The organism is Aldersonia kunmingensis, from assembly GCF_001646865.1.
In the GTDB taxonomy this organism is placed as follows: domain Bacteria; phylum Actinomycetota; class Actinomycetes; order Mycobacteriales; family Mycobacteriaceae; genus Aldersonia; species Aldersonia kunmingensis.
This window is the reverse complement of record NZ_LRRB01000034.1, coordinates 24,374-37,335: the sequence shown is the minus strand read 5'-3', so window position 1 is coordinate 37,335 and position 12,962 is coordinate 24,374. Positions and strand designations below refer to the sequence as shown.

Below are 12,962 nucleotides of genomic sequence, written 5' to 3'. Positions count from 1 at the left end.
GGCAAGGTTCATCGGCGCGACCTTGCCACCGATGCCGGCTGCGGAGTACGCCCGCCCTGCCAGCTGAATCAGGACGGGCGGGGCGGTATCGCTGTAACCGATGTCCTGGTGCGGCGCCATGGCCTTCGCCGTCGCCTTGGCGCCCTGCGAGTTCGCATAGATTGTGCGCAGTCGCTCTGCCGGGTCCGCGATATCGGTCGCGATGGCAACGGCCATGGCGTTGAACTGATTTCCGACGTTGTTGTCGTTCTCGCTTCGCGTGTTCACCAGCACCTGGGAAACCAGCGACCGGTCGGGCAGATCGCCGCGCTTCTCCAAATACGTGCGCAGCGCGCCGGATACGAGCGCCATCACGACATCGTTGATCTTCACGCCATAGGCTTCCTTTACCGCGCGCACCCGCGCCAGCGGCACGCCCGAGCCGCCGACCTTGCGGTACTGCGACACCGGCGTGTTGAAGATCGTGGCGGGCGCGTCATAGGGCCGCGGCGGCTTGTTCGCTATCCCGCGGGTGGCCAGCTCCTGGCGAACCGTCTGTTCGATCAGGCGCACGAACCGGTACGGCGTCTTGACCGCGACGTTGACCAGGCCGTTGAGCAGGCGCTCCTCGAGCGGCGGAAGCTCGACGCCGACCAGCGAACGATCGACAGTTTTGACCGGCGGGCGCGGCTCCGGGGTGATGTCGAGCAGGATTTCGCTCAGCCCGGCACCCGAACCGCCGTCGATGAGTGCGTGGTGCATTTTGGTCATGATTGCGACCCGGCCGTTGGCCAGCCCCTCGATGAACCACAACTCCCACAGCGGACGCGAGCGGTCGAGTTTGTAGGACATCAATCTGCCTACGAGTTCGTTCAATTCGCGGTCGCCGCCCGGGGAGGGGAGTGCCACGCGACGTACGTGGAAATCGATGTCGAGGTGTTCATCCTCGACGAACCAGGGGCGGTCGAGCCCGATCGGGTCGCCCTCGATCCGCCAGCGCAGCTGCGGCACCTCGGGCAGGCGGCTCGCGAGCAGTTGCTTGACCGATTCGAAGCAGAAGCCCGGCGCATTCGTTGGATCGCATACCGCCGCGGCACCGACATGCATGTGCCACGTGGGTGATTCGGCGTACCAAAAAGCCGCATCTGTGCTCGAGAGTCGGTTCATCGACAAATCCCCCTACCAGTACAAATGATTCCCTGGCCTTACGGTAATGCTTACCGTAATGACCGGCAACTCGTAGCGCGGCGGAAGAGACGCTCGTCACACACGCGATCGCGGCCTCCGCTCGAGAGCAGAGGCCGCGACCGAGATGCGTGGTGTTCGAAGCGATCTTGCTGGTAGGGATCTTGTCAGCGCTTGGACGTATGCCCTGTCGCGGCGTTGATCTGGGAGTGGAATGCGGCGAGTTTTTCGCGCGCATCGGTGTGGTGGTGGCTGCGCGCCTGGATGCTCACGTCGTGGTCCGCCGATGCGGCGCGCAATGCGCCGACGGTGGCCTTGTCGCGCGGCACATGCGTGAAAGGATCGAACGAGTACCAGCGCATCGCATTGAGGTGGGTCATCTTGTCCACCTCGTCCATCGGGACCTGTTCCTTGTTGAGCACGTCGCCGAGTTCCTCGGGTGCACCGGGCCACATCGAATCGCTGTGCGGGTAGTCCGCCTCCCACGCGATGTTGTCGATGCCGATTTCGTGGCGCAGCTTCACGCCGAGCGGGTCGCTGATGAAGCAGGTGAGGAAGTGGTCGCGGAACACCTCGGACGGCAGCTTGCCGCCGAAGTCCTGCAGCGTCCACGTGGAGTGCATCTCGAAAGTGCGGTCGACGCGTTCGAGGAAGTACGGAATCCAGCCCGTACCGCCCTCGGACAGTGCGATTTTCAGGTCCGGGTAGTCCTTGACGGGCTTGGACCACAACAGATCCGCCGCGGCCGAGACGATATTCATCGGCTGCAGGGTGATCATCACGTCGGGTGGCGAGTCCACGGCGGGGATGGAGAGCTTCCCGGACGACCCGATATGCACCGACAGCACGGTGTCGGTATCGACGAGAGCGCGCCACAACGGGTTCCAGTACTCGTGGTGGAAGCTTGGATAGCCAAGGGCAGCAGGGTTTTCCGTGAAGGTAAGGGAGTGCACGCCCTTTTTGGCGACCCGGCGCACCTCCGCGGCACACAATTCGGCATCCCAGATCACCGGCAGCGCCATGGGGATGAACCGGCCCGGGTAGGCGCCACACCACTCGTCGATATGCCAGTCGTTGTAGGCCTGCACGAGAGCCAGCGAGAAATCGGAATCCTCGGTTACGAAGAGCCGGCCCGCGAAACCGGGGAAGGACGGGAAGTTCATCGACGCGAGGATGCCGCCCGCGTTCATGTCCTTGACGCGCTCATCGACGTTGAAGCAGCCCGGGCGGATTTCGTCGAGGCCTTCGGGTTCGAGTCCGTACTCATCCTTCGGGCGGCCGGCGACGGCATTGAGCGCCACGTTCGGGATGACCCGGTCGCGGAACTTCCACACGTCCGCACCGTTTTCCATGTGCACCAGTCGCGGGGCCTCATCGAGGTACTTGCTGGGCAGGTGGTTCGCGAACATGTCTGGGGGCTCGATGATGTGGTCGTCGACGCTGATCAAAATCATGTCGTTCTTGTCCACACTGTTCTCCTTTCCGAGTCGCCTACAGTATGTCTTACGATATGGCTTCTGGCGAGGCTTCGCCGGACTCCGATATCCGTTTCCGTCGTTTGCTCGCCCGGCGGCGCTGATACTGGGTCGCAAGACAGCCGAATGTGCGGATCGGGAGCGTCGCGAATGCCAGAAACAGTGCTGGTTACGGGTGGTTCAGGACTTGTGGGCGGCGATACCATCCGGCGCCTGGCCGCAGACGGGTGGCGCGTGGTGGCGACTACCAATCGCAACCCCATCGCCGGTCTGCCCGCCGGTGTCGAGACACGGCGGGTCGATCTCACCGATGCCGCCGCGGTGCGAAATCTCGTTGCCGACGTTGCTCCGAACGCGATCGTTCACTTGGCCGCGGTGATCCCGCCGCTGTTGTATCGCGACCGGGCGGCCGCCCGCCGCGTCAATGTCGATGCTTCGGCCGCACTCGTGAAAGCCGCTGAAGCGCAAGCCAATCCACCGCATCTTGTTTACGCGTCCAGTTCGGGGGTCTACGGTGCGCGGAACCCGCACCGCAACAAGGGTTTGTTGCGTGCCGATACTCCGCTGGGTCCGTGCGAGCTCTACGGTGGGCACAAATTGGAGGTCGAGCGACTGGTGCAGGCGGCGGAGCTGCCGTGGACGGTGCTACGGCTCGGGGGTGTCATCAGCGCCGATCCCGCGGCGGTCGCCGTCAGCTCCGATCTCCTGTACTTGAGCGGCCTGGTTCCCAACGACAGCGAGGTGCACACCGTCGACACCCGGGATGTGGCGACGGCTTTCGCGGCGACTCTCAGCACCGGAGTGACGAACGAGGTGCTTCTGATCGGGGGCGATGACTCGAACCTTCTGAGGCATAGACAGGTCGCCGAGGGTTTCGCTGCGGCGCAGGGAGTGAAACTGCCGCCGAGTCGACCGGGCAACCCCGAATCCGACATCGATTGGTATCCGGCCGCCGACTGGATGGACGTGGAGCGATCCCAGGAACTATTGAAGTATCAGGACCACTCGTGGCCGGAACTGCTGGACGAACTGCGTTTCAACATCGGCTGGAAGCGCTACCCCACGCGGCTCGCCGCACCTTTGATCCGATTCGCTCTCGCGCGGCTGTCGCCCTATCGGAGTACGCCGGGGCAATATGCCGATCCCTGGGGTGCGATCCGGGCGCGGTTCGGTGACCCGAGCCTCGACAATCTCCCCGATCCGCTGGGGTGAAAACCCGCCGATCGGACGGGCCGCGCACTGCCTGAGCTGACGTTGCAGTGAGGTATCGCGAAAGCTAAAGTTCGGGTGACCATAAAATTGTCTTGGACTTGTCAGGAGTTGAGGAGCAGTGACCCTGGTCGACACCGTGCGCCCAACTCTGCAACGCGCTCGGACCGGGTCGCTCCTGCTCGGGCCCGCCTTCGTCGCTGCCATCGCCTATGTCGACCCGGGCAATGTCGCCTCGAACATCAGTGCCGGCGCACAATACGGCTATCTACTCGTCTGGGTAATCGTCTGCGCCAACGCGATGGCGGGCCTGGTGCAGTTTCTCTCCGCCAAGCTCGGGCTCGTGACGGGCATGAGCTTGCCCGAGACCGTGCGGGCCCATTCCACGCGCGGCGTCCGGCTGAGCTACTGGGCGCAGGCGGAATTGGTCGCCATCGCCACCGACCTCGCGGAGGTCGTCGGTGGCGCGATCGCCCTCTATCTCTTGTTCGACCTGCCGCTCGTGATTGGCGGCGTGATTACGGGTGCGGTTTCCATGGGCCTGCTACTGGTGCAGGACCGCGGCGGGCAGCGATCCTTCGAGCGGGTCATCACCGGCCTCCTCGCCGTGATCGCGATTGGATTCGTCACAAGTGTCGTCGTGGCCCCGCCCGAGCCCGGTTCGGTGCTCGGCGGTTTGGTGCCGCGCTTCGATGGTGCCGAGAGCGTCCTGCTCGCCACCGCGATGCTCGGCGCCACGGTGATGCCGCACGCGGTGTACCTGCACTCGGGGCTAGCGCGCGATCGGCACGGGCACGTCAAGGAGGGCCCGCGGCGGCGGGTGTTGTTGCGCGCGACGCGGTTCGACGTTGGCCTGGCGATGTTGCTGGCCGGTGCGGTCAATCTGTCGATGTTGCTGGTGGCCGCGACGACGCTGCGTGGTGACGACATCGACACGATCGAGGGCGCGCACGCGGCGATCGCGAATCATCTCGGTTCGTTCGTCGCCCTGTTGTTCGCCATCGGACTGCTCGCATCCGGGCTTGCCTCGACATCGGTCGGTGCGTACGCCGGGGCGATGATCATGGACGGCCTACTTCGGCGCCGGATTCCGCTGCTGCTTCGCCGTCTCATCACGCTCATCCCGGCCATCGTGATTCTCGCAATCGGTGTGGACCCCACCCGTGCGTTGATCGTTTCGCAGGTGGTGCTGTCGTTCGGCATCCCGTTCGCGCTGATCCCGCTGGTCAAGTTCACCAGCGACCGCGCGCTCATGGGCGACGCCGTGAATCATCGGGTGACCACCGGGCTCGCCTGGGGCGTGGCCGGAGTTATCACGTTACTGAACGTGATGCTTATCTACCTCACCGTCCGGGGCTGACCCTTTTCGAGTCGATTCCCCAGTTCGGCGGCACTTCTTCAGTGCCGAGGTGACTTGACGCGGCAGGAGAAGTTGCGCCGCCGCACCTATACTCGACGCGGGTTGGGGGAAGACTCGTCAGATTGACCCGATGAATGGGAGAGGGTGGGATGCAGGTCGGCGCCCTGTTCGGCAAGTACCGGTTGGAACGCCTCGTCAGCCAGGACGTCATGGGCGAGGTATGGGCTGCCGTCGACACCACCTCGCGGCAGCCAGTTCTGCTGCGCGCGCTCCCGGCGGAGGCCGCCGACGATTACCAGTACCGGGAGCGGTTCGCGCGCGACGCGGAGCTCGCGGCACAGGTCAAGAGCCCAAACGTCGTGCCGGTGTACGACTTCGGGCAGGTCGGTAGTCGCCTGTTCCGTGTGTCGCCGCAGGTGGAGGGCACCAATCTATGGCAGCGACTGGAAGCATCAGGTGCGATGCCGCCGCAACAGGCCGTCGATGTCGTGACCCAGATGGCGACCGGCTTGCAGGCCGTGCGGGCGGCTGGTTTGAACAGTCAAGAGGTCGCGTCGGCGAACGTCCTCGTGCGCGACAACGGGCAGGTTCTGCTCAGCGAGGTCGGCCTCCCGACCAACGCCGGCAACGCGTCCGGAGTGTACGGGCTGACCACCGTCCTCTACGAATGTCTTACCGGCACAGCGTTTCCCTGGTCGAGTCGTGAGCCGCTTCGGCCGTCGGCGGCAGTGCCCGGCGTTCCGGCCGAATTCGATGACGTAGTCGCACGCGGAACCGCCCTTGCGCCGTTGGATCGGTACCGATCCGTCAGCGAATTCGTCATTGCCGCAAGCGATGCCGCGGGAGTGACTGGCCCGATGCGGGCAGCGACGACACCGACGGGCGCGGCTGGCATCGCCGCCGCTGCGGCGCGGAACCGGAAGGTACTGATCGGAGCGGCCGCAGCGGCCGCGGTCGTCCTGATCGCTGTCGCGACCGGCATGCTGCTCGGTTCGGGATCCTCGTCGGAGGTGGCCAGGGTCGTCACCTCGACCTCGGAGACAACTGCCGCCCTGCCGACAACTACGACGAAGCCGTCGAAGACGTCGACGACCACACGGACGACCGAAACCTCCGAACCGGAAGCGGCCGAGTCGGTTCCGGACTCGGACACCGGCAATCAGCAGTTCCAAACTTCCGCGACGCGGCCGCCTTCGGCAGTGCAAAGTCCTGCGCCTGGTGCGCCGGGTGTGTTCGCGTGCGACCCCGGCTACGTACACACGCCGCCGCCGGACGGTCCGTGCTGGGCACCCGGGGCCGGTTCGCCGCCTCCGGGTCAGCCGCAGGCTCCGCAAGCGCCGCCGGTGCAGCAGGCGCCGTCCGCGCCCGAGATCCTGCCGTGCTACCCCGGCTACGTGCACACGCCGCCGCCGGATGGTCCGTGCTGGGCGCCGGGCTGACCAGCAGCAAAGAGCGCACGATCCAGCCAACCCTTGGGTTGGACTGGTGTCTGGATAGTTGACCAGCTATTCGTCTAATGTTGGCGAAATGACAGGTGAATCGACCTTGCTCGCCGGCCGTGGTGCCGTTGTCGTCGGTGGGAGCCGCGGGATTGGCCGCTCCGTTGCGGAACTGCTCGCGGCGCTCGGCGCCGGGGTGGTGGTCAACGGTCGTGATGACGTCGCGGTACTGGAAACGGTCGATGCGATCACGTCCGGTGGCGGTCAGGCCATCGGCTTCGCCGGTTCGCCGACCGAGGCATCGGCGGCTGAGGCTCTTGTCGCGTCCTGCGAGCGGGAGTTCGGCGCGATCGACATTCTGATCAACTGCGCGGGCATCGCGGAGCCGCCGCAGTCGTCGATCCTCAACATCGACCCCGACGATTTCGACAATCTGCTGCGCACGCATGTCGGTACGGCATTCCACACCTGCCGCGCCGCGGCGCCGCGCATGGTCGCGCGCGGCAAGGGCGCGATCGTGAACACGAGTTCGTTCGCGTTCCTCGGCGACTACGGCGGTACCGGATATCCCGCCGGGAAGGGCGCGGTGAACGGCCTGACCCTGGCGATCGCGGCCGAGTTGAAGGGCTACGGGGTGCGCGCGAACGTGGTCTGTCCCGGAGCGAAGACGCGGCTGTCAACCGGTTCCGACTACGAAGAGCAGATCGCAGATCTGCACCGCCGCGGACTGCTCGATGATGTGACCATGCAGGCCTCGCTCGATGCGGCACCGCCGGAGTATGTGGCGCCGACCTACGCCTACCTGGTCAGCGACCTAGCGGAAGCTGTGACCGGCGAAATCTTTGTCGCCTCGGGCGGATTCGTGGGGCGCTTCGATCGGCAGTCGCCGTCGTTCCTTGCCTACCGTGACCATCACGATTCGCCGGCCTGGTCGGTGACCGAGCTGCATGAGGTACTGACGAAGAAGCGGTGACCGCGTACCTTCGCGGCCACCGCCTCCTCGGTTGATCGACCCGGCGCGGGGCCGGTAGTTCCTACCGGTCCGCGTCGGTAAAGCGGATCACACCGCGAATGTTCTTGCCTTCCAGCATGTCCCGGTAACCGTCGTTGATCTGCTCGAGGCGGTACTCGCGAGTGACCATGTCGTCGAGGTTGAGCTTGCCTGCCTTGTACATCGACAGCAGGTGCGGAATGTCGTAGTGCGGGTTGCCGCCGCCGAACAGCGTGCCCTGCAGGTTCTTCTGCAGCAGGGTGAGCATCGACATGTTCAACGTCACCTGGTTGTCCATCAGGCTGCCCATCGCGGTGACGACGCAGGTGCCGCCCTTCGCGGTGAGGGCCATCCAGCTATCGACCTCTTCGCCGTGCACCTCGCCGACGGTCACGATAACCTTGCGGCACATACCGCCGGCGGTGATTTCCGCGGCGCCCATCGTGGCGGCTTCAACCGATTCGAACGCGTGCGTAGCACCGAATTTGAGCGCCTGTTCGCGCTTCCACTCGACGGGGTCGACTGCGAAGACATAGCGGGCGCCGGAGTTCACCGCGCCCTGCAGGGCCGACATGCCGACGCCGCCGATACCGATGATCGCGACGTCCTCACCCGGACGGACGTCGGCGGCGCGTGTCGCGGAGCCGTAACCGGTGGTCACGCCGCAGCCGACGATGCAGGCGACCTCGAAGGGGATGCTTTTGTCGATCTTCACGACGGAGGACTCGTGGACGACCATGTAGGGGGAGAAGGTGCCGAGCAGCGTCATGGGGAAAACGTTCTCGCCCCGTGCCTGGTAGCGGAAGCTGCCGTCGGAGACCGACGCGCCGCCGAGCAGGCCGGCGCCGAGGTCGCAGAGGTTGCGCATGCCCGCCTGACACGACGGACACTTACCGCATGACGGAATGAACGACAGGACGACGTGGTCGCCGACCGCGAGGTCCTCGACGCCCGGCCCGACCTCGGTGATGATGCCGGCGCCCTCATGGCCGCCGAGGACCGGGAAGCCGCCCATCGGCACGCCGCCGGTGACGAGGTGATGGTCGGAGTGGCACATGCCCGCCGCCTCGAGTTGGATCTTCACCTCGCCCTGGCGCGGGTCGCCGATCTCGATCTCCTCGATCGACCACGGCTGGTTGAAGTCCCAGATCAAAGCGCCTTTGGTTTTCATCAGCTTCCTTCACTCGACGAAACATGCCCTCGTGTCGGATGCGCCGATCCGGCCACGTCATCCCCCGTAATCGGGGCCGTGACGCCTTGCCGGTGCGGCCCGCACGGGCGGCCGACGAGGTCGCAACCGACGCTACACAGCAATCTGGCCATTCGTCCAGACTCCTGTCCAATTCTTTCGAATGACGAGAGTTTGTGGCCTTGATCGTGCGTGTCGGGTGGATCCGGAGGATGCCGAAATGTCCTCGGGCTATGGGCGAAGCGGTTGTTCGACCGGTGGTCGCCGACCATAATTCGGCCATGGTCAACAGGGCGGCCACTACGAGTGGAACCTGCGCCTCGGGGTGCGCGCGGGTGGGTGAATCATGACCGATCCCGATCCCGATCCCGATCTCGAGCAGGCCGCGACGTTCCATGCCCTACTGCAGTACGAGATCGACCAGGCCTCGGCGGCGATCGAATCTGTGGAACAACAGCTTTCGCGCGCAGAGCGGCTCGGCAATGCGGAGGCGCAGCGGCGTCATCGCGCGGCGGCGCGGGAGTTGCGCAGCGAACTCTACGAGTTGCACCGGCTGGACCGGGCGCTCGTCGCACGGTTCCGGCTCGCCAGGGAGGGTGGCTCCCCGGCGCAGCCATCCGAATGAAAATTTCGGAAGTTAAACTCCGACAGTGCCTTTGGCGGTCAGCAGCATCTCGTCGATCGAGACGAACTTGACCCGTGGGCGCTTGGTGTCGCTACCGCGCGAGCGTTCCGCCGCGTCGATCGCCTTCCAGCCCTGCCACTCGACCTTGTCGATGCCGCGCTCGTGCAGAAACGTCTCGAGCGATTCGCGATCCTGGACCCCGCGGCTCAGCTTGCCGGAATCGAAGTCCTCCCACAGCCGTGCGACGGTCTGTTCCGCGCACGTCCGGTTGGTGCCGATGACGCCGCGCGGGCCACGCTTGATCCAGCCCGATACGTACACGCCGGGGATCGGCTCGCCGTCGTCGCCGAGCACACGACCACCGTCATTGGGGACGACGCCGGCAGCGGCGTCGTAGGGGACATCGGCGATCTCGCGTCCGCGGTAACCGATCGACCGAAGAACGAGCGAGGTCTCGATGACCTCAGCGTCGGTGGCCGGGTCGCCGGCAACCAGTTTGCCGTTCGCGTCGAAGCTGTTGCGCACCACGCGCAGGCCGGTGACCTTGTCGTCGCCTACGACCTCGACCGGTGCAGCCATGAACCGGAAGACGATTCGCTTGTTGTCCGGCGACTGCGGCCGCTCGGCGTATTCGCGCGCGATCTCGAGCTTCCACGCGGTCTCGACATCGTCGGCCGGATCTGCGTCCAGGTCGTCGCTCTCGATGACCACATCGATGCCCTCGAGATGACCGAGTGCCATGAATTCGGCGGCCGAGAACGCGGCGTCGCGGGGGCCACGGCGGGCCACGATGACCACCTCGCGGACCGCGCTTTCGCCCAATGCGTTCAGTGCGTGCTCGGCGATATCGGTCTTGTGCAGCCGTTCCGGCGACATCAACAGCACACGCGCGACATCGAGGGCGACGTTGCCGTTGCCGACGATCACGACCCGCTCGCCGGTCAGATCGAAATCGTCCTCGGCGCGATCGGGATGGCCGTTGTACCAGCCGACGAAGTCCGAGGCGCCGAAGTTGCCCGGCAGCGTCTCGCCCGGGATTCCGAGGTCACGGCTGTTGTTGGCGCCAACCGCGTAGACGACTGCGTGATGGTGTGCGAGCAGTTCTTCGTGGGTGACGTGCTTGCCGACCTCGACGTTGAAGTGCGCGGCCATGCGCTTGTTGGTGAACGTCTTGGCGAACAGGTCGGTGATGGCCTTCGTGTGCAAGTGATCCGGGGCGACGCCCGCACGGATCAGTCCGTACGGCGTTGGCAGGCGCTCGAACAGATCCACTTCCACGCCGGTGACCTTGACGAGTTCTTCGGCCGTGTAGCAGGCCGCCGGACCGGCGCCGATAATCGCGACGCGCAGCGAGCCGGCCTCGACCGCGGCGTGGTTCTTCGGCATCGGCACGAGCTCGGTCTCGAGCGGGTTCGCCTCGAAGTAAGCCGCGTTGATCTCCTGGAAGCGCTCGAGCTCCGGCGGAAGATCGGTGTCCGCGTAGATCGCGCCGACCGGGCATTCCTCCTGGCACGCGCCGCAGTCGATACAGGTGGCGGGGTCGATGTAGAGCATCTCGGTGCCGGTGAATTCGCCGGCGCCGGCGGACGGGCGGATGCAGTCGACCGGGCAGACCGGAACGCAGCTTGCGTCCTTGCAGCAGTTCTGGGTGATGACGTAGGCCACGACTGACTTCCTCTCGCGCTCGCGCACGCTCCGGCTGACTCCCACGACCATACATCCTCATGGCTATGTATGGTCAAACCCGCGGCGGCGCGTGCCCCTACGGGATCGGTCGCGAACCCGGCGGTCAGCGCCCTATCCACATACGATGTGAAAGATGACGGACGTCGATCGCGCCGCTACTCGTCGTGACATCACCGACGCACTTCTAACCGCGCTCGAACGTCGACATGAGGTGCTCGACGCAATCGTCGACGCCGAAGATCGCACCGAGGCGATCGCCGCGATCACGGCTTTACTTGGCAAGTCGGAGCTGGGCGCCGAGGCAATTCTGCAAATGTCGTTGGGTCAGTTGACGAAGTCCGAGCGCCTGAAGGCAAAGGCCGAGCTCGATGACCTGAACAGTCAATTGACCTTCACGCTCGCGCAGCGTCCCGCGAGCAGCGGTGACCGGCTGAGCCTGCGGCAGTTCTCGGCAGAAGGCGACGCCGACATCTTCGAGGCCCGCACAACCGAACAAGGCCTATCCGGAGACGGAACCGGCGCGCCGGCCGGTCCGATCGCGGACGAATTGGCTCAGGCGGCCACCCGGGTGGACAACGAGGACGCGGTCTGGCTCGTTGCCGTCGAGGACGGTGTCAAGGTCGGGCTGGTTTTCGGGGAGCTGCGCGAGAACGAGGTCGACGTCCGGATCTGGATTCGCCCCGACCAGCGCAAGCGTGGGTATGGTCTGGCCGCATTGCGGAAGTCGCGGACCGAACTCGCCGCGTATTTCCCGGGCGTGCACCTCGTCGTGCGGGCGCCGGGCGCCGGCGGCTGAGCGGCGATTCAGTCGTCGAACTCGTCGAAGAGCGTCGGCGGTTCGGCGGGATTGTCGAACAAACCGAGCTGATGTGTGCCCGCGGTTCGCGGTGGAGCACCCGGTCCCGCCGGGACGGGGTCGCCGAGCGTCTCGGGAAGGAACGCGTCGAGCTCGTGCATCGCGTCGTAGAAATCGCGCAACGCGTTGATGAGGTGCCTTGGGACGAACGGGGAACTGTCGACCCTTGTGGTCAATACCAGGCCGGATTCGTCGAGAAACCACTCCGAGGGCAGTCGGACGCCGAGGCCCACGACATCGGTCAGGGCGAGTTGCTCGTCGCGGACTTTGCGCTCGATATAGGTCGTGATCTCGACTACCGGCTCGTGCCCGACGACCGAGATCCACAGTGACCCGAAGGCCGCGTCGAGAACGATCAGGTCCTCGTCGATCTTCTGCGGCTCGTGGCCGAGCAGCTGGCCCATCGTTCGCTCGACCAGCAGCTGCAGGTGCCGCCGGCTCGACGGTTGAATGGCACTCCCAAAATCCAGATCCTCGACGGGTGGCTCTTCGCGCAGCACGAATGCCGGGGCATCGGCGCGCCCACCGGTGATGCTGTCGAGCAGCGTCGGGTGGGGGACACCCCACATTTCCCGCAGTACCTGAACCGCGAGCGCGGCGAGTTCGTCGCAGTGTGTGCGATCGCGATCGAGGTGGTAGGACGACGACCCGTTGGGCTGGTCGGTCGGCGGTTGCCAGCCGAGCTCGAGCAGCCGGTCGCGATTACCGTCATCGAGCCGAAAGGCCGGGTGGAGGAATTGGTTCGCCGGTACCTCACAGCGGACCAGATCTGAACCCCAACCGAAGAACTGAACGCATGCGCTGTCAGCAGCATCGTCAGCCCGGCGGTATTCGAGCAACAGAACATCGCCGTCTGCCATATCGGCGATGTGGTCGGCAAGCTTGTCCCGGAAGCGTCGCCAGGCGTTCGCATCCATGTGTTCCTCGTCTCTTCAGCACCTTTATGCGTTGTGAGTCACATCAGGGTT

Annotated in this window: 11 protein-coding genes; 6 read left to right on the top strand and 5 right to left on the bottom strand. The window is 65.3% G+C overall.

Annotated features, from left to right (window positions below; genetic code table 11):
• Nucleotides 1–1,146, bottom strand: a 1,146-nt coding sequence (locus A8G08_RS03010; protein WP_084435900.1) for a WS/DGAT/MGAT family O-acyltransferase, incomplete at its 3' end; no start/stop codon positions are given.
• 185 nt (nucleotides 1,147–1,331) lie between these two features.
• A complete protein-coding gene (locus A8G08_RS03005) occupies nucleotides 1,332–2,633 on the bottom strand; it encodes an amidohydrolase family protein (protein WP_157108376.1) in 1,302 nt (433 codons plus the stop codon).
• Between the two features lie 156 nt (nucleotides 2,634–2,789).
• Here A8G08_RS03005 and A8G08_RS03000 point away from each other — a divergent pair, with 156 nt between their 5' ends.
• From A8G08_RS03000 to A8G08_RS02985, 4 genes are all read left to right on the top strand, one after another.
• Complete coding sequence (locus A8G08_RS03000; protein ID WP_068269922.1) at nucleotides 2,790–3,851, top strand: NAD-dependent epimerase/dehydratase family protein; 1,062 nt, start codon at nucleotides 2,790–2,792, stop codon at nucleotides 3,849–3,851.
• 124 nt (nucleotides 3,852–3,975) lie between these two features.
• Nucleotides 3,976–5,208: an Nramp family divalent metal transporter gene (locus A8G08_RS02995; protein WP_425394523.1), complete on the top strand. Its 1,233-nt coding sequence runs from the start codon at nucleotides 3,976–3,978 to the stop codon at nucleotides 5,206–5,208.
• Nucleotides 5,209–5,357: 149 nt separating this feature from the next.
• Nucleotides 5,358–6,647: a serine/threonine protein kinase gene (locus A8G08_RS02990; protein WP_068269916.1), complete on the top strand. Its 1,290-nt coding sequence runs from the start codon at nucleotides 5,358–5,360 to the stop codon at nucleotides 6,645–6,647.
• 88 nt (nucleotides 6,648–6,735) lie between these two features.
• Complete coding sequence (locus A8G08_RS02985; RefSeq protein ID WP_068269913.1) at nucleotides 6,736–7,620, top strand: SDR family NAD(P)-dependent oxidoreductase; 885 nt, start codon at nucleotides 6,736–6,738, stop codon at nucleotides 7,618–7,620.
• A 61-nt stretch (nucleotides 7,621–7,681) separates the two neighbouring features.
• On the opposite strand, the gene A8G08_RS02980 is transcribed toward A8G08_RS02985, so the two are convergent.
• On the bottom strand, nucleotides 7,682–8,809 hold the full coding sequence (locus tag A8G08_RS02980) for an NDMA-dependent alcohol dehydrogenase (protein ID WP_068269910.1): 1,128 nt from the start codon (nucleotides 8,807–8,809) through the stop codon (nucleotides 7,682–7,684).
• A gap of 364 nt (nucleotides 8,810–9,173) precedes the next feature.
• Between A8G08_RS02980 and A8G08_RS02975 the strand changes: the two genes are divergently transcribed.
• Nucleotides 9,174–9,452 (top strand): hypothetical protein, encoded by a 279-nt coding sequence (locus A8G08_RS02975; protein WP_068269907.1) that lies wholly within the window; start codon nucleotides 9,174–9,176, stop codon nucleotides 9,450–9,452.
• A 12-nt stretch (nucleotides 9,453–9,464) separates the two neighbouring features.
• Here A8G08_RS02975 and A8G08_RS02970 read toward each other — a convergent pair whose 3' ends face one another.
• On the bottom strand, nucleotides 9,465–11,117 hold the full coding sequence (locus A8G08_RS02970) for an FAD-dependent oxidoreductase (RefSeq protein WP_068269943.1): 1,653 nt from the start codon (nucleotides 11,115–11,117) through the stop codon (nucleotides 9,465–9,467).
• Between the two features lie 154 nt (nucleotides 11,118–11,271).
• Between A8G08_RS02970 and A8G08_RS02965 the strand changes: the two genes are divergently transcribed.
• Entirely contained in the window at nucleotides 11,272–11,934 is a 663-nt protein-coding gene (locus A8G08_RS02965) for a GNAT family N-acetyltransferase (protein WP_068269897.1), read from the top strand.
• Between the two features lie 8 nt (nucleotides 11,935–11,942).
• On the opposite strand, the gene A8G08_RS02960 is transcribed toward A8G08_RS02965, so the two are convergent.
• Nucleotides 11,943–12,911 carry a TY-Chap domain-containing protein gene (locus A8G08_RS02960; protein WP_068269894.1) on the bottom strand — a complete coding sequence of 323 codons (969 nt, stop codon included), beginning with the start codon at nucleotides 12,909–12,911 and terminating at the stop codon, nucleotides 11,943–11,945.
• Between the last annotated feature and the right edge of the window lie 51 nt (nucleotides 12,912–12,962).